Raw genomic sequence first — 14540 nt, forward strand, 5'->3', positions numbered from 1 at the left:
GGCCGGGCGGTGGGAAGCAGCCAGGTTGCCCATAAGGTGTGCCCCATGCCTGCCAAAGTGAGTGCCGCGAAGTCGCGTGCCGCGTTGCACATATCGGCGCGTGTGTGTGCCGAGTTGCTGTTGGTCCTTGTGATGCTCGCGGTCGCCCTCTGGCTGCTCGACCGGATGTGGTCGGTGGTCTGGCCGATCGTCGTCGGCCTGCTGCTGACCACACTGACCTGGCCGCCCACGCGATTCCTCCGTGCGCGCGGGTGGCCGCCGGCCCTGGCCGCGGCGCTGGTGACCGTCATGTTCCTCCTCGTCGCCGCGGGCGTCGTGGCGCTGATCGCGGTTCCCGTGGCGTCGCAGTCCGGGGAACTGACCGACGGCGTGATCGAGGGGGTGCAGAGGCTGCGGGAGTGGGCCGCCGGGCCGCCGTTGAACATCGGGGACGCCGAGATCGACCGGGCCTTCGACAGCGCGGTCGAGCGGGCCCAGGACGGTCTCGGAAGTGCCGTCGGCGCCCTGGTCACGGGGGTGAGCAGTGTGGTCAACGGCGTGATCACCGCCGTGCTGGCCCTGTTCCTGATGTTCTTCTTCCTCAAGGACGGGCCGCGGTTCCTGCCCTGGCTCTCCCGTCAGCTACCCGGCCGCCTCGCCACCGACATCCCCACCGTCGCCGCGCGTGGTTGGAACACCCTGGGCTCGTTCGTCCGCTCGCAGGCCGCCGTCGGTCTCATCGACGCCGTGCTGATCGGGATCGGCCTGTGGATCCTCGATGTGCCGCTGGTGCTCCCGCTCGCGGTGCTGACGTTCGTCACGGCGTTCGTGCCGATCGTGGGCGCACTGTTCGCCGGCCTCGTCGCGGTCCTCATCGCCCTGGTCTCCAACGGCCTGACCGACGCGTTGATCGTGCTCGCCATCATCGTGGTCGTGCAGCAACTGGAGGGCAATGTCTTCCAGCCCATGATCCAGAGCCGAGGTCTCGGCCTGCACGCCGCCGTGATCCTCCTGGCGGTGACGCTCGGCGGCAACATGGCCGGCATCGTCGGCAGCCTCCTCGCCGTCCCGGTCACGGCCCTGATCGCGGTGGTCTGGAACTACGTACGCGAGCAACTCGCCGAGCCACCGGCGGAGCCGGAGGACGACGGCGAGCCGATGCCCGGTGCCGCCGTACCGTCGTAGCGCAGCCGCTACGCCGAGGCCGCTGGTTGCGGTGACCGGAGCACGAGCAGAGTGATCTCGCTGGGGGCGAAGACGCGGAAGGGCGGGCCCCAGAAGCCGGTGCCGCGGCTCGTGTAGAGGAGGGTGCGGTCACCGTGGCGGGTCAGGCCCGCGAGGGCGGGCTGGTCCAGCCGTACCAGGTAGTGGAAGGGCCAGATCTGGCCGCCGTGCGTGTGGCCGGAGAGCTGGAGGTCCACGCCGCCGGCCGCCGCCTCGTCGATGAACTTGGGCTGGTGCGCCAGGAGGAGCACGGGGTGGTCGGCGTCGGCGCCCCGCAAGGCACCGGCGAGGTGCGCGCCGTGTCCGGCCACTCCGGAGGACTCGGCGGTCACGTCGTCCACACCGGCGACCACGAGCGTGTCCCCGCCGCGTTCGAGCAGCAGGTGCCGGTTGCGCAGGGGCTCCCAGCCCAGCTCGTCCATCAGGTCGACCCAGCCCTGGGCCTCGCTGTAGTACTCGTGGTTGCCGGTGACGTACACACGCGCGTGGGTGGCCCGCACGGTGCCGAGCGGGGCCGCCTGGGCGCGGCGGCGTTCGGCCGTACCGTCCGCGATGTCGCCGGTGTGGCAGACCAGGTCGGCGTCGAGGGCGTTCACCTTCTCGCACACCCGGGCCGACCAGCGCGCCCGGTCCAGCGGGCCGTAGTGGGTGTCGGTGATGAGGGCGACGCGCAGTCCGTCCAACCCGGGGCCCAGACGCGAAAGTTGCACGTCGACGTGGCGCACCCTGGGCACGCGGCGGGCTTCTGCGTACCCCCAGCCGAGCAGCAGGGCCGTTACGGCGAGGACGGCCCAAGTGACGATGCGGGCACGGTCCTGTCCTTCCCCGGCACCGGCCACGGTCAGGGCGATCCGCAGCGGAACGCCGAGCAGCACCGTCCAGGTGAACAGGACCCAGCTCCCGCCCAGCAGCGTGTCACCGACGATCGCCGAGCGGTCCTCCTGCCGGCGGCCGTGCCCGCGCATCATGGCGTACGGCATACCGACGAGGCCCATGGCGAACAGGAGCGTGCCGATGAGCGTGACCGGCAGCGGCCAGTCCTGGCCGGTGTACAGGAGCACCCCGCACGGCACCGCCCACAGCAGGACAGGGGTGATCAGCGGGAGGTAGCGCATCAGGCGGAGTACGCGGCTGCGTGGGCGTGGCGCCTGGGCCGCCTCGTTGTCGGCGGGTCGGGTGTCGCTGGTGTCGGTCACGCTACCCCTCACAAGCCAGGCTGCCGTCCCTGGCACTGTAACCGTTCGTGGACGGAAGGGGCCCCTGGGGCGACTGCCCTCAGCGCCGGTCAGAGTGGCGTGGCAGCCTCCTCGGCACGGCGGCTACCCCGCGTCATCAGCAGTCCCCCGAGCGCGGCGACGGGGTTCATGAGTACGCCGTAGACGGCGGCCGGAACGGCCAGGCTGACGCTGCCGAGCACACTGATGGCCAGCGTCATGGCGATGGCGCTGTTGTGCACGCCGATCTCCATGGAGCAGGCGACGGACTGGCGCTTGTCCAGCCGGGCCATGCGCGGTACCGCGTACCCGATGGCGAGGCTCAGCGCGCAGAACACCACCGCCGTCGGCCCCACGTCCGTGACGTAGCCGCCGATGTTGTCCCGCTCGGCCACCACCGCCCCGGTGATGATCATGACGAGCACGGCGACCGACAGGATCCGCACCGGGCGGTCCATGCGGAGCGCGAAATCGGGCGAGCGGCGGCGGACGGTGAGCCCGATCGCCACCGGCACCAGGACCAGGGCGAACACCTGCAGAACCTTGCCGAACTGCAGCCCCATGCTCTTCTCCCCGATGTCCGGCTCGAAGTAAGTGAGGGCGAGGTTCGTGATGATCGGCAGCGTCACCACGGCCAGGAGCGCGTTCACCGCCGTGAGCGTGACGTTCAACGCCACGTCGCCGCCGAAGAGATGGCTGTACAGGTTCGCCGTCGTCCCGCCGGGCGATGCGGCCAGCAGCATCATGCCGACCGCGAGCACGGGGGAGAGACCGAAGGCGAGGACGAGCCCCAGGCACACACCGGGCAGCAGGAGCAGCTGACAGCTCATCGCCACGACCACGGCCCGGGGATGGCGCCGCACCCGCCGGAAGTCGTCCACCGTCAGGGAGAGCCCCAGCCCGAACATGATGACGGCGAGGGCGAGCGGGAGGAACACGGTGGCGAGAGGAGTGTCCATACGCGGCTCCGTCTTCAGCGGCAGGGGTGGCCCGGCGGTGCAGAGTCGCGGCCGGAGGACACCCGTTGTCTGTGTTGCGTGCGCATGCACAGGTGTTGTCCGCATCGCGCACAGGAGATGCGGGTGTGAGCACGGTCAACATGGCATGGTCGACGCCGATTTGCCAGGTCCTGGGTGGCAACAGGACCGGGACACCCGGGCGTTGACGCCTCTCGGGAACCGCGCCGCCGACCCCCGGCGTCCTGGATCATGCCCCTGCTGTTTCCGGTGCTCACCCGCCACGGTTCCGCCGTTGGCCGGCGGCGCCCGGGTCGAGGGCTGTCGAGGCGTGAGGGGAGGGTCATGCGGACCTGCGGGCGTATCAGCAGGCTGACTCCTGCGCAGGAAGCCATGATTCGCGACGTGGCGGAGTCCTGGGCGGCCGTGGAGAGGGCGGTCGGTCCGGAGGACCGTGCGGCTGCCGAGGAGGGGGTCCGCCTGGCCTACGAGGCGTGCGGCCTGCCGCCGCCCGCGTTTGTCGTCTGGCTGGGCTCCCCGTGGGCGGGCCTGATCGGACAGGCGATGCTGCCCGACGTGATCGCCACCGTGCTGCGCGGCCGGGCGGGTCGGGTGCGTGCCCGGCTCCGCCGCCGGTCGCGGCAGGCACTGCTGCGCACCCCGTACATGACCCTGCACCCGGAGGCCGCCGACCGGGGCACGGAGCAGATCTCCAAGCCGGTGGACGCACGCGTGAGCGCGTTGCTGCGGCTGCGACCGAGCCCGGCGATCTCGGGATGGCGGTTCACGGTCCACGGCCAACTCAGGGATCAGGTGGAAGCCCAGCGCTATGTGCTGAGCAGCTGGGCCGACCGCGACGGGTACTTCGGCTCCGCCCGGTACGACATCGATGTGGTACCGGCCGTGCACGCGGAACTGCTCGCCCAGGTGTCCGCCCAGGCCGGAGTCCCCGTCCCGGAGAATGTCGCCCCACGCCTTCCCAGGCGCTGGTGGCGGGGACAGCCGGTCTCCTCATGGGGGGTGATGGGCTACGCCTGGTACGAGGCCCTGGAGCGGATCGGCGTCGGCGGCATGGAAGTCTTCCACGGCGAACAGCAGGTCGCCCGCCACGCCGGGTACTGGTGGGCCTGCCGGGACTACGCCGTCCTCACACCCCGCCCCGACGTGCAGCGGTGGGACACGCAAGGCCGTCTGCACTGCGCCGACGGCCCGGCCGTGGTGTGGCCGGACGGCTGGTCCCTCCACTGCTGGCACGGCACGAGGGTGCCGGACTCCCTGATCGCCGGCCGCTGGGACCCCGACCGCATTCTGTGGGAGACGACCAACGTCGAACTCCGCCGCTGCGCGATCGAATGGATGGGATGGCCCGAGTTCGTCGAGGCAGCCGAGCTGAGACGCGTCGGCCCGCCGGAACCGGACCCCGGCAACCCGGGACAGTGGCTCACCCTCTACGAACTGCCCGGCCGCCGCGGCAGGGCGCGCGTCCTGCTGTGCACGAACGCCTCCGTCGAGCGGGACGGCACGCGTCGTCAGTACGGCCTGCTGGTCCCGGCCGACACCCCGGACCCCACGACCGCGGCCGCGCGCCTGCTCGGCCTGACCCGCGAGCAGTACCTGAGCATGGCGCGGGCGACCTGACGCCCACCATCCGCAATCGACCTGGAGCACCCATGACCGCACAGCACCCGACACTCGCGGACGTCACCGCCCTCGCCGGAGTCGACGTCCTGGACCACCTCGACCTGGAGGCCACCATCCCCGTCTCCGCCGGACTGCAGCGCCAGGGCGATGTCGGGCTCATCCCAGTGGACCTGATCGGCTACGAGCCCACCGGCCCATTCGAGCCCGTCCCCGCCGCCGGAATACCCCTGGTCTCCTCCGAGGACGGCGGCAACACCCACCTGCTCGTGGCTGACGGCCCGGTGACGTGGGCACCGAACAGCGAGAACGGCCCCGACGTGGGCTGCTTCACCGTCCACGAGGGCGCCACGGCGTACGTCCTGCACCCCGAGCACGGCGCGATGGGCCATGCGCCGGGAACGTACCTGGTACGTCGCCAGGTCGAGCTCGACCACCGGATCGTCGTGGACTGAACGGCTCGCGGTCAGCCGAGCAGTTCCAAGAGCCGGAGTGCCTGCTTGTCCGCGGTGCCGACAGGGTTTCGCGGATTGCCGGGATCGTCTCTCGCCAGCAGGAACAGCCACACCAGTGCCAGCAGGCGCCGACACTCCCGCAGTCGTGCCGTCTCCGCGGGGGAAAGGTCGAAGCGAGCCAGGAACCCGGCCACGTCGAAGGGCTGCTCGACCCAACTGCCGACGTGCTCGCTGATCTCGGCCAGCTCGTAGGCGCGGTCGCTGCGGCCCGAGTCCTCGAAGTCGACGACCTGGACCCGGGAGCCGTCCCACAGGTAGTTGGCGAGGTTCCCGTCGCCGGGGCCGAAGACCTCCGGGACGCCCTGCCGGTGGTCCGCGTGGAACCGGGTACCGGCCAGCCAGCGCAGCCCTGCGTCCATGGCCTGCCCGACGGGTCCGCCGGTGCGGGGCGACGGGGCCTCGGCCGCCCACCTGTGGATCAGGCGGACCAAGTCGGGTGGGAGGGTCGGCCGTGGCGGGACGGTGCGCAGAACCGGGGCTGGCACCGCGCTGTGGAGTGCGGTCACGGCCTCGGCGAGCGCGTCGAGGTGCCGGTTCCCCAGGGCGGTGCCACGCAGAGGCCGGCCGGTGAGCCGCGACATCACGACGATGGGCCTCTCGGCTGCCAGATCGGCTTCGCACGGTTCCGGAGCGAGCCCTGGACTGTGAGTGGTGAGGAGCGTCAATCCCCGCCACTCGCGTGCAGCACGGCCGTCGTTGCCGGTTGCGAACCGTTTGATCACGCGATCCGAGATCACCTCGATCCCATGGGTGCCCCAGCGGCGAGAACTCATGAGAAGAAATCCTGCCCCAACCCGCTGTCAGAGGCGGGATCTAGGGTGTCCGCCGTGGCTGACATCTATGAACTCATGCTTGCTCTCGACCTCCGTGACGATGTGTCGGAGGCGGAAGTCGCGGAGCTGCGCTGGCATGTGGGGCTGGGACCCCGGCCGGAGGGGCTGAACATCGTGACCGGGTCTTCGTTGGTGATGGAGGTGGAGGGCGAGGAAGTCGAGGTCGAGGAGGTTCCCGAGCCTCTGCTGAGTTGCCAGGGCGAGGCGTACAAGGTGGGAGGTGCGCTCTTCTCGGTCCTGCTGCGCAAGGAGGACGCGTGGCGAAGCGGCTGGGCCCTGACCAGTCGCCAGGAGATCCACCCGGACGACTTCGACCGCACGGGCACCCTCCTGACCTGGTTGGCGGACAGGGCCCATGATGTCCATCGCCGGCCGGACGGGGGCGTGAACGTCGGATGGACCCGGTTTTACGAGGAGGTGCGGCCCGAGCCGTTGGTGGTGCGGGACGGTGTGGTCGTCTGGCCGTCGTAGGGCAGGTACGGCACTGTCCCCCATCGCGCAACGCCCGAAAATGCGGAAGCCCCTGTAATCGCCGTGCCGCGCCGGACACAGACAGTCCGCGAGCATCATCGGAAGGGGAGGCCGTGTGGGGGAGAGCGCAGATGACTGGTCTCGGTTCGAGGGGGAGTACCGCGACTCGTACCACGCCGTGAGCAGGTACGTGAGACGCAGACTGCCGCCGGACCTGGTCGACGACGCCGTCTCTGACGTCTTCACGATCGCCTGGGAACGCTGGTCGACACGGAAAGGCGCCGCCCTGCCGTGGCTGTACGGCATCGCTCGGCGGGTTGCCGCGAACGCGCGGCGGGCGCAGGGGCGGGCGGACCGGCTGGCAGGCCGGTTGCGCGACGAGGAGGACACCCTGGGCGGCGAACCCGGCGCGGACGCCGAAGTCCTGGAACGTCTGGGCGCTGCCCGGGTACTCGAACGGCTGCCGGAACGGGACCGCGAGGTGCTGATGCTGGTGTCGTGGGACGGCCTGGATCCGCATGAGGCCGCCCAGGCGCTCGGGTGCAGCAAAGCCACCTTCGCCGTGCGGCTGCACCGCGCCCGCCGAAGGCTGGAGCGTGAACTCGTGAATGAAGCACCGGCAGTTGTCGACCAAGGCTCTGTGACGGAGAGGACGGCGACGTGAAGCGAGACCTGGAACAGGTGCGAGCGCTGCTCACCGCGGCCAACGATCCGGCCGGCGATCCCCGAGAGGGCACGGGCTCCCTGCTGACGCCGCATGCGGAGCGTACGCTCCAGGCGTTGCGCGATTCCCGGCGTCCGCGGCGGGTGCGCCCGAGCCCAGGGCGGCGCCAAGTGCTCCTGGGGGCGGGCCTGGTGACTGTCGGCGCCGCTGTGGCGGGCGTAGGCGGCGACCTCGTCCAGGGCGATGCCGGGGCACCGGCCCCGGTCGCCTACACCCCGCCGGTGCTGTCCCTGCACCCGGTCGAAGGGAAGTCGGCGCAGGCGTATCTCCAGGCGTTCGCGCGGCGCGTCGAACGGCTCGAACCCGAGCCCACGCAGGGCACTTACCAGTACGCGAAGACTTGGGGATGGTGGCTGCACACCGCAGGAGACGTCCCCGGGGGCGTGGCGAACGCCGCCGTTCCGACAGTGACCGAATCGTGGGTCGCCGAGGACCGCTCCGGTCGGCAGCGCAGCGCCTACGGCGAACCCCTCTACCCCAACCCGGAGCAGCGCAAGGACGCCCAGGACGCCGGACTCGTGGCAGGCACAGGGGTTGAGGACCGGAACTTCGGGCCCGGGGGGTTCCCCGCCCCGGAAGGCGACGACTGGGGCGGAGTGGCACCCTTCTCGACCGACTCGCGCGTCCTCGCACGACAGTTGACCGAAGTCAATTGGGAGGGCGGCATGATCGTCTACGGGGTGCACGACATGCTTACGTACGCGGGGAGGACCGGCCCCGTCGATCCGCGTCTGCGCGCGGCCGCCCTGCGCGTACTGGCCGACAGCACCGACGTGACCGTGGCGACCACCACGACCTGGAACGGCCGCCCCGCGATCGCGGTGTCGCAGAGCGAGACGTCCGAGGGCAGCAGGCAACGGGAGACCGTGCTGTTCGACCCGGAGACGGGCTGTCCGGTCGGTGCGGAGTCGGCCCTGTTCGGGCACGCCCGGCGCCTCAATGTCTCCGTCCCCGCCACCCTCACCGTGACCGAGACCCTCGAACGGGGCCGCGTGTCCACCACCCGTGAAAGGCCGTGAGGCGGCAGCAGTGGAGCGCGACGCCCGTAGGGCGGTCCACGTCGGGCGGTGGGGCGGGTGCCGGGGGCCTCGGTCAGGAGGACCAAGTGGCTGAGGGAGCCGCAGACGTCAGTTTCTACGGTGTCATCGATGTCCCGGCAAACGTATCGGGTCTTGGGGGAGGGCAGGCTCAACTCGGCCACGACAGGTGCGAGCGGGACCATAACTCGCTGCACTGACATGCGTACCAGACGACGACCGCGATGCCGGTCGACAGTGACCGTGACTCGCTCCCTTCCCTGCACGCTGGTGCGACCAGCACACCGGACAGGCGCGTTGACGCGGCAGTGCTCCCCACTGGAACAAGGAACCGGCGGTCACCTCCTTCACCCAGGATGTGCGCACCCTGCGCCGGCAGTTGACGAGGGCGGCCTAGCCACCCGCCGGGCGGTCGTCCAGGACGATGGTCGTGACTTCGCCCTGCCCGGATCGCCCCGAGCCCGCCGCCGCGGTCACCGCCTCGTGCGTGCGGGTGTGGATGACGTGGGCCAGGGCCCAGGCGGCCAGGTCGTCGCCGGCCGGGCTGTCGAGGATCTGCCGGGTCGTGACCAGCACCGCCAGCAGGGAGCGGCCGGAGAGATGAGTGTCGATCTGCCCGTCGTCGGTGTCCGTGATGCGGTCCGGGAGCCGGAAGTGGCTGTGGGCGACGGACTTCTCCACGAGGAACGCCCAGGTGTCCTTGTGGCAGATCAGCCGCGCGGAGGAGACGGCGGCCGCCGCCAGCAGTCCCCGCCGGTACTCCTCCTGCTGGTCGGGTGTGGACGCGGAGTCCTCTGCGGCGTTCCGCGTGGCGGGCGGGGCGCCATCAGTGACGGCCAAGGGGCCTGGGACCCGGTCTGACGGGCCCTCGGCCGCGTTCGGCGTGGGCTGGTCGGCCACGGGAATCTCGTCCTTCCGCTCGTCGTCGAAACTGTCGGCGGCCTCCAGGGCCGGTGTCGGGTCCGGAACCTCCCCCGGACGGGGATCACGACGCACCGTCACGATGTGCGCCCACGCCTGGGCGATCTCGCGGCGCAGCTCGTCGACCGCGGAGCGGACCTTGCCCAGCTCGGTGAGCATCCGCTCCTGGCGACGCCGCAGTTCGCGGTTCTCCTCCCGCACCCCGGTCGTGCTGTAGGTGACGTGCTCAAGGACCTTGCCGTGCCGGCTCTCCTGCACTTGGTGCTGCGCGGTGAGACCGGTGGTGGGGTCCGCCAGCATCCCCCTGATCTCGCCGATCATCTGTTCCATGTCCCGTCGTGCCACGCGCCCTCCCTTCGCGATGACCGGGACATCCTTTCCGTCCGCGCCTGGACCGAAGCTGCGGTTTTCAGCCGTTTCGCACATGCCGGGCGCAGCTGACATCCCAAGGCGCGGGCGCGGGCTCAGGCGGTCGGCACGGCCGAGCGGCACGCCCGCCCGGACCGGGTGATCCTGAGGAAGTGAAGGGTGCCCCGGCCCACGCGTTTCCGGCTGGCCACGCCAACCCGGCTGCCTACGCCGCATCCGGCCGCCGGGCCGTGCGTGTGGCCCTGGCCGCCGCGATCGGCTTCTACCTGTTCCGCTACGGACTCGACAATCCCGTCGCTGCCACCTACGCCCTCTTCGCCGCGGTGTCCCTCGGCGGGCTGTCCAGGATCCCGGGAACCGGGCGGCAGCGGGCCGCGACCATGCTGCGGGTGCTGCCGGTGTGCTGGGCGCTGGTGGTCATCGGCACCTATCTCTCGGTGCGTACCTGGAGCGCCGTCCTCGGGATGCTGGCGGTCGGCTTCCTGCTGGCCTTCTCCGCCGTGGGCGGCCCCCGCCCGGCGGGCGCGGCCCCCGGTCTGCAACTGCTCTACATGCTGCCGTCGTTCCCGCCCTACGACCCCGACTCGCTCGGCGACCGGCTGGTCGGTACGACGACCGGGCTGGCGCTGCTGATCGTGGCCGAGGCACTGATCCGCCCCGAGCCCGCCCCGGCGCCCTACGAGGAGCGAGCGGCGCGGGGTGCCCGGACCGCCGCCCACTGCGCGAGCGCCCTTGCCGTACCGCCGTACGCCCTCGCGGACGCCGACCGGGACGCGGCCGAGCAGACGGGGCATGGCCTGCGGTCGCTGATGGTGCCCGAGGCGGAGCGTCCGGCAGGGCCCGACGTGCGGGCGCGGGCCCTCGCCCACACCGGCCTCGCCGTGCGCACCCTCCTGAACCGCCTGTCGTGGCTCCCCGTCCCGCCTCGGACGCCGGAGCCCGAGGTCACCGCCGTACTGCGCGCCGTGGCCGGCCTCGCCACGGCGACGGCCGGATGCCTGCGCGGCGAGCCCTCGCCGGTGCGGCGGTACGACGAGCTCTCCACGGCCCGTGCCGCGCTGGCCGCCATGCCCGCCAGCACCTCCGGGTTCCCGCCCGCCGTCCTGCGCGGGCACGCCGCCGTGCTGGAGATCGCCGACGCGGCGCTCGCGACGGCGGCGGCGGCCGACCGTGCCGCACACGGGCGGCACGCCGAGGTGCAGGCGCCGGTGGAGCGGTTCTGGTACGCCGCCGTCCCGCTTCCGGTGCTGTGGTGGCACCGGCTGCGCGGCCACGCCGGGCGACGCTCGGTGCTCTTCCAGAACGCGGTGCGGATCGCGCTGGCCCTCACGGCGGCGCGGCTCGTCGCCGGGATCGACACGCTGCCGCACGGCTTCTGGGCCACGCTGGCCACGCTCAGCCTCACCCGGACCACCCTGGAGGCGACCCGGCGCACCGTACGGCTCGCGCTCACCGGCACCCTGGCCGGGGCGCTGCTGACCGCAGCGATCCTGACCTTCGTGGGCACCCACACGGACGTGTACGCCGTCCTGCTGCCGCTGTGGATGCTCCTCGCCTTCACCGTCGGGCCGGTCAAGGGCGTCGGCTGGGCCCAGGGCCTGTTCACCGTGCTGGTGGCCCTGGTGTTCGCGCAGCTGGAGCCGTCCACCTGGCAGCTCGCGGAGGTGCGCCTGCTCGACGTGCTGGTCGGCAGCACCATCGGCGCGGTGGTCGGGCTGCTGGCGTGGCCCCGTGGGGCCCAGGAGGAGATGCGCCGCGCGGCCGCGGAACTGCTGCGCTCGGCCGCCGAGGTCGTGGTGGCGACCACCTCGTCCGTGGCGGGCGGGGCCGCCGCGATCGTGTCCGCGGTGCCGCCCGGACACCGGTCGCTGCACCACGCCGTCGTCCTCGCCGAGTCGGCCTACGCGCAGTTCCAGAGCGAGCCCACCACTCTCACCGGCACGGGGCCGACGGTGGACTGGCAGACCACGCTCATCGCCGGGCACCACACCCTGTGGGGGTCCGAGCGGCTGCTGACCCCGCCCGTCGCCACACCGGCCCCTGCGACGGCCCGTGCCGTGGGCGCGCTCGGCGAGCGGACGGCCGGGCGCATGCTGCTGGTCTCCGCAGCCCTGGACCCCGGCGCGGACACACCGTCCCTGTCCGTCCCCCGGGTGGATCCGCTGTTCGCCGAGTTCACGCCCGAGCCCGTGGACGCGACCCGGCAGTACTACGCCGTCCTCGGCTGGCTGGAGTCCCTGGCAGCCGACCTGGCGCGGATGTCCCGCGGCCCGGACAGCCCTGGCCGAACGGACGGCCCGGACGGCCCGGGCAGCAGGACCGGCTGACATGCGGCCCGGTCAGCCCATCTGCGCGGGCGCGGGCTCCTTGTGCTCCTCCTCCGCGGAGGCCACCGTGCCGCCCGGGTGCCGCAGCGCGAACAGGAACGCGATCCCGAGGGCGATGGCCATGCCGTAGAACACCCACTGGTTCGCCTCGGCGAAGTCCGTCTGCACCGCGCCCACGATCTCCCGCAACTGGTCGGAGCCAGGGCCCGTGCCCGAGGGCGGGTCGGCGTCGCCGCTGCCGGTGATGGCGCTGCTGACGCTGTGCGCCGCGTCGCGGGCCTCCTCGCTCGACAGGCCCCGCGATTCCAGGGTGCCGGTGATGTTCGAGCGGGTGACGTGGGTCAGCATGGTGCCGAAGACGGCCATGCCGACGCTCGCCGCGTAGTTGCGCACGGTCTGGGTGATGCCCGTGACCTCGCCGTAGGACGGGCCGATGGCGCGGTTGACGGCGTCCGTGGAGGCGGGGGCCAGGATGAAGCCGATGCCCGCGCCCGCCATCGCCGCGTACGGCCACTGGTCGTGCATGTTCAGGTTGGTCAGCTCGCCCGCCCACAGCGCGAAGCCGACACAGCCCAGGATGCCGCCGATCTTCAGCGCCGGTCGCGCGCCCTGCTTGTCGAGGATCCGCCCGCCCCACTGCGAGGCGATGGCGAACCCGGCGAAGACGTACAGCAGGAACAGCGCCGCCTGGTTCGGCGAGGCGCTGAGCGAGACCTGGGCGTACACGGACGCGAAGAAGAACAGCGGGACGAAGGCGAGCATGGCGAAGAACAGCACCGCCGAGTCGATGGCGAAGCCCCGGTCCTTGAAGACCCGCAAGTCGATCAGCGGGTGCTCGACACCGCGTTCGTAGTGCACGAAGTAGCCGATGATCACCAGGCCGCCCGCGATGCACAGCCAGGTGGCGGGGTTGTCCCAGCCCCAGATGAAGGACTGCTGGAAGCCGAGCACGCTCAGGCCCATACCGGCCGCCATCAGGCCCGCGCCGACCAGGTCGAGAGTGCCGGGCCGGCGACGGTCGTCGATGTGCGCCATCGCGGTCAGGACCAGCGCGATCACGGCCATGGGCACGTTGACCCAGAACACCGCCCGCCAGGTCCACGCCGCGGTGAGCCAGCCGCCTAGCAGTGGCCCCACGGCCGTCAGCGCCCCGGAGAGCCCGAAGAACAGGGCCAGGGCGCGGCCCCGGCGCTCGGGCGGGAACACCGCGACGACCACCGCGAGCGCGGCGGGGAAGAGCAGCGCCGCGCCGAAGCCCTGAACGGCCCGGAACGCGATGAGCCAGCTCTGCGCCACGTCCCCCTTGGGTACACAGCCGCACATCACGGAGGCGACGACGAACACGATGGTGCCGATGACCACGATCCGCCGCGGGCCGTACAGGTCGGCCAGACGGCCGCCGACGGCGAAACAGGCGGCGAGGGCCAGCAGGTAGGCGTTGATCACCCACTGCATACCGGACGCTGACAACTCCAGCTCCCGGACGATGTCCGGGGCGGCGATGGAGACGATGGTCTGGTCGATGAAGGTCATCGCGACCGCGAACATCATCGCCGCGAGTGCCAGCGTCTGCTGATGCGCCGAGCGAGGCGCGGGCGTGGTGTCACCACGCCCCAGGTGCGTGTCACTCACCTTCCCAGTCTGCGACGGACCGGGGAACCTCGCAGCGGGGACCGTCAGGCGGGCGGCTCGGCGGGTGCCCCGAGCGCCGCCGCGACATGCCGCCAGATCGCGGCGATCGCCGAGTCCAGGGTGACCGTCGGGTCGCGCAGCATCAGGCGGATGCCGTAGCCGTCGCTGAGCGACAGCACCAGCGTGCTCAGCTCGTCCACGTCGGTCGGCGTGAACTCGCCGGAGTCGATGCCGCGCCGGATCGCGCCCGACACCCAGCCGTGCAACTGGGCGTACAGGTCCACGGCGTAGACCCGGGTGGTCTCGTCGCGCAGCGCCCGCACCCACAGCTCCTGCCACAGCCGCCAGTCCTGGTGGAGCTGGGGGTCGGTGGGCAGCAGGCTGCGCACGATACGGGCCAGCACGACCGCCGCCGGGGCCGTCTCCGCGTCACGTTCCACGTCGACGGCCGTGTTGGCGAAGGAGTGGGTCATCGCCTCGGTGAACAGCTTCTCGCGCGTGTCGAAGTGGTAGTGGAGCAGGGCCGTGGACACCCCGGCCCGCTCCGCGACCATCCGCATCCGGATCTTCTCGAACCCGATGTCGGCGATGACCTCGCACGCCGCGGTCAGGATGCGCTCGCGCGTGTCTGCTGTGCGCACCTTGGTCGGCACGTTGCGACTCCCCTCGTCCGGTGCCCGTGAGTCATGACCATCTTCCC

13 protein-coding genes are annotated in these 14540 nt (G+C 71.7%); 7 read left to right on the plus strand and 6 right to left on the minus strand.

The genetic code is table 11. The features are described 5' to 3' along the window. Positions 1-45 precede the first annotated feature (45 nt). On the plus strand, positions 46-1164 hold the full coding sequence (locus ACZ7L7_RS31845; RefSeq protein WP_285516291.1) for an AI-2E family transporter: 1119 nt from the start codon (positions 46-48) through the stop codon (positions 1162-1164). Positions 1165-1172: 8 nt separating this feature from the next. Here ACZ7L7_RS31845 and ACZ7L7_RS31850 read toward each other — a convergent pair whose 3' ends face one another. Both ACZ7L7_RS31850 and ACZ7L7_RS31855 read right to left on the minus strand, forming a co-directional pair. Further along, entirely contained in the window at positions 1173-2399 is a 1227-nt protein-coding gene (locus tag ACZ7L7_RS31850) for a metallophosphoesterase (protein ID WP_472077746.1), read from the minus strand. Positions 2400-2488: 89 nt separating this feature from the next. Further along, on the minus strand, positions 2489-3376 hold the full coding sequence (locus tag ACZ7L7_RS31855) for a bile acid:sodium symporter family protein (RefSeq protein WP_285516289.1): 888 nt from the start codon (positions 3374-3376) through the stop codon (positions 2489-2491). A 390-nt stretch (positions 3377-3766) separates the two neighbouring features. On the opposite strand from ACZ7L7_RS31855, the gene ACZ7L7_RS31860 reads away from it, so the two are divergent. Both ACZ7L7_RS31860 and ACZ7L7_RS31865 read left to right on the plus strand, forming a co-directional pair. After that, complete coding sequence (locus ACZ7L7_RS31860; protein WP_472077747.1) at positions 3767-5011, plus strand: DUF6745 domain-containing protein; 1245 nt, start codon at positions 3767-3769, stop codon at positions 5009-5011. A gap of 32 nt (positions 5012-5043) precedes the next feature. Next, positions 5044-5466 carry a hypothetical protein gene (locus ACZ7L7_RS31865; RefSeq protein WP_285516287.1) on the plus strand — a complete coding sequence of 141 codons (423 nt, stop codon included), beginning with the start codon at positions 5044-5046 and terminating at the stop codon, positions 5464-5466. Between the two features lie 11 nt (positions 5467-5477). Here ACZ7L7_RS31865 and ACZ7L7_RS31870 read toward each other — a convergent pair whose 3' ends face one another. Then, positions 5478-6299 (minus strand): phosphotransferase family protein, encoded by an 822-nt coding sequence (locus tag ACZ7L7_RS31870; RefSeq protein WP_285516286.1) that lies wholly within the window; start codon positions 6297-6299, stop codon positions 5478-5480. A 54-nt stretch (positions 6300-6353) separates the two neighbouring features. On the opposite strand from ACZ7L7_RS31870, the gene ACZ7L7_RS31875 reads away from it, so the two are divergent. From ACZ7L7_RS31875 to ACZ7L7_RS31885, 3 genes are all read left to right on the plus strand, one after another. Then, on the plus strand, positions 6354-6830 hold the full coding sequence (locus tag ACZ7L7_RS31875; RefSeq protein WP_285516285.1) for a hypothetical protein: 477 nt from the start codon (positions 6354-6356) through the stop codon (positions 6828-6830). Positions 6831-6945: 115 nt separating this feature from the next. After that, entirely contained in the window at positions 6946-7494 is a 549-nt protein-coding gene (locus tag ACZ7L7_RS31880) for an RNA polymerase sigma factor (protein WP_285516284.1), read from the plus strand. Further along, positions 7491-8573 carry a CU044_5270 family protein gene (locus ACZ7L7_RS31885; RefSeq protein ID WP_285516283.1) on the plus strand — a complete coding sequence of 361 codons (1083 nt, stop codon included), beginning with the start codon at positions 7491-7493 and terminating at the stop codon, positions 8571-8573. Before ACZ7L7_RS31880 ends, ACZ7L7_RS31885 begins: the two co-directional genes overlap by 4 nt. A gap of 411 nt (positions 8574-8984) precedes the next feature. Here ACZ7L7_RS31885 and ACZ7L7_RS31890 read toward each other — a convergent pair whose 3' ends face one another. Continuing rightward, entirely contained in the window at positions 8985-9857 is an 873-nt protein-coding gene (locus ACZ7L7_RS31890; protein WP_285516282.1) for a hypothetical protein, read from the minus strand. A 176-nt stretch (positions 9858-10033) separates the two neighbouring features. On the opposite strand from ACZ7L7_RS31890, the gene ACZ7L7_RS31895 reads away from it, so the two are divergent. Next, positions 10034-12208, plus strand: coding sequence for an FUSC family protein (locus ACZ7L7_RS31895; protein WP_471593386.1), 2175 nt, complete (start codon positions 10034-10036; stop codon positions 12206-12208). Between the two features lie 12 nt (positions 12209-12220). Here the strand turns inward: ACZ7L7_RS31895 and ACZ7L7_RS31900 are convergent, their stop codons facing one another. After that, positions 12221-13759, minus strand: a complete 1539-nt coding sequence (locus tag ACZ7L7_RS31900) for an MFS transporter (protein WP_285516310.1) — start codon at positions 13757-13759, stop codon at positions 12221-12223. Between the two features lie 125 nt (positions 13760-13884). Then, entirely contained in the window at positions 13885-14493 is a 609-nt protein-coding gene (locus ACZ7L7_RS31905) for a TetR/AcrR family transcriptional regulator (RefSeq protein ID WP_471593387.1), read from the minus strand. Between the last annotated feature and the right edge of the window lie 47 nt (positions 14494-14540).

The sequence above is a fragment of the Streptomyces sp. NPDC110618 genome, from assembly GCF_055657065.1.

Bases quoted from the DNA above. Each gene is read 5' to 3' on its own strand.
- ACZ7L7_RS31845 (WP_285516291.1), top strand. From the start codon at position 46: ATGCCTGCCAAAGTGAGTGCCGCGAAGTCGCGTGCCGCGTTGCACATA.
- ACZ7L7_RS31855 (WP_285516289.1), bottom strand. From the start codon at position 3,376: ATGGACACTCCTCTCGCCACCGTGTTCCTCCCGCTCGCCCTCGCCGTC.
- ACZ7L7_RS31860 (WP_472077747.1), top strand. From the start codon at position 3,767: ATGATTCGCGACGTGGCGGAGTCCTGGGCGGCCGTGGAGAGGGCGGTC.
- ACZ7L7_RS31865 (WP_285516287.1), top strand. From the start codon at position 5,044: ATGACCGCACAGCACCCGACACTCGCGGACGTCACCGCCCTCGCCGGA.
- ACZ7L7_RS31870 (WP_285516286.1), bottom strand. From the start codon at position 6,299: ATGAGTTCTCGCCGCTGGGGCACCCATGGGATCGAGGTGATCTCGGAT.
- ACZ7L7_RS31900 (WP_285516310.1), bottom strand. From the start codon at position 13,759: ATGATGTTCGCGGTCGCGATGACCTTCATCGACCAGACCATCGTCTCC.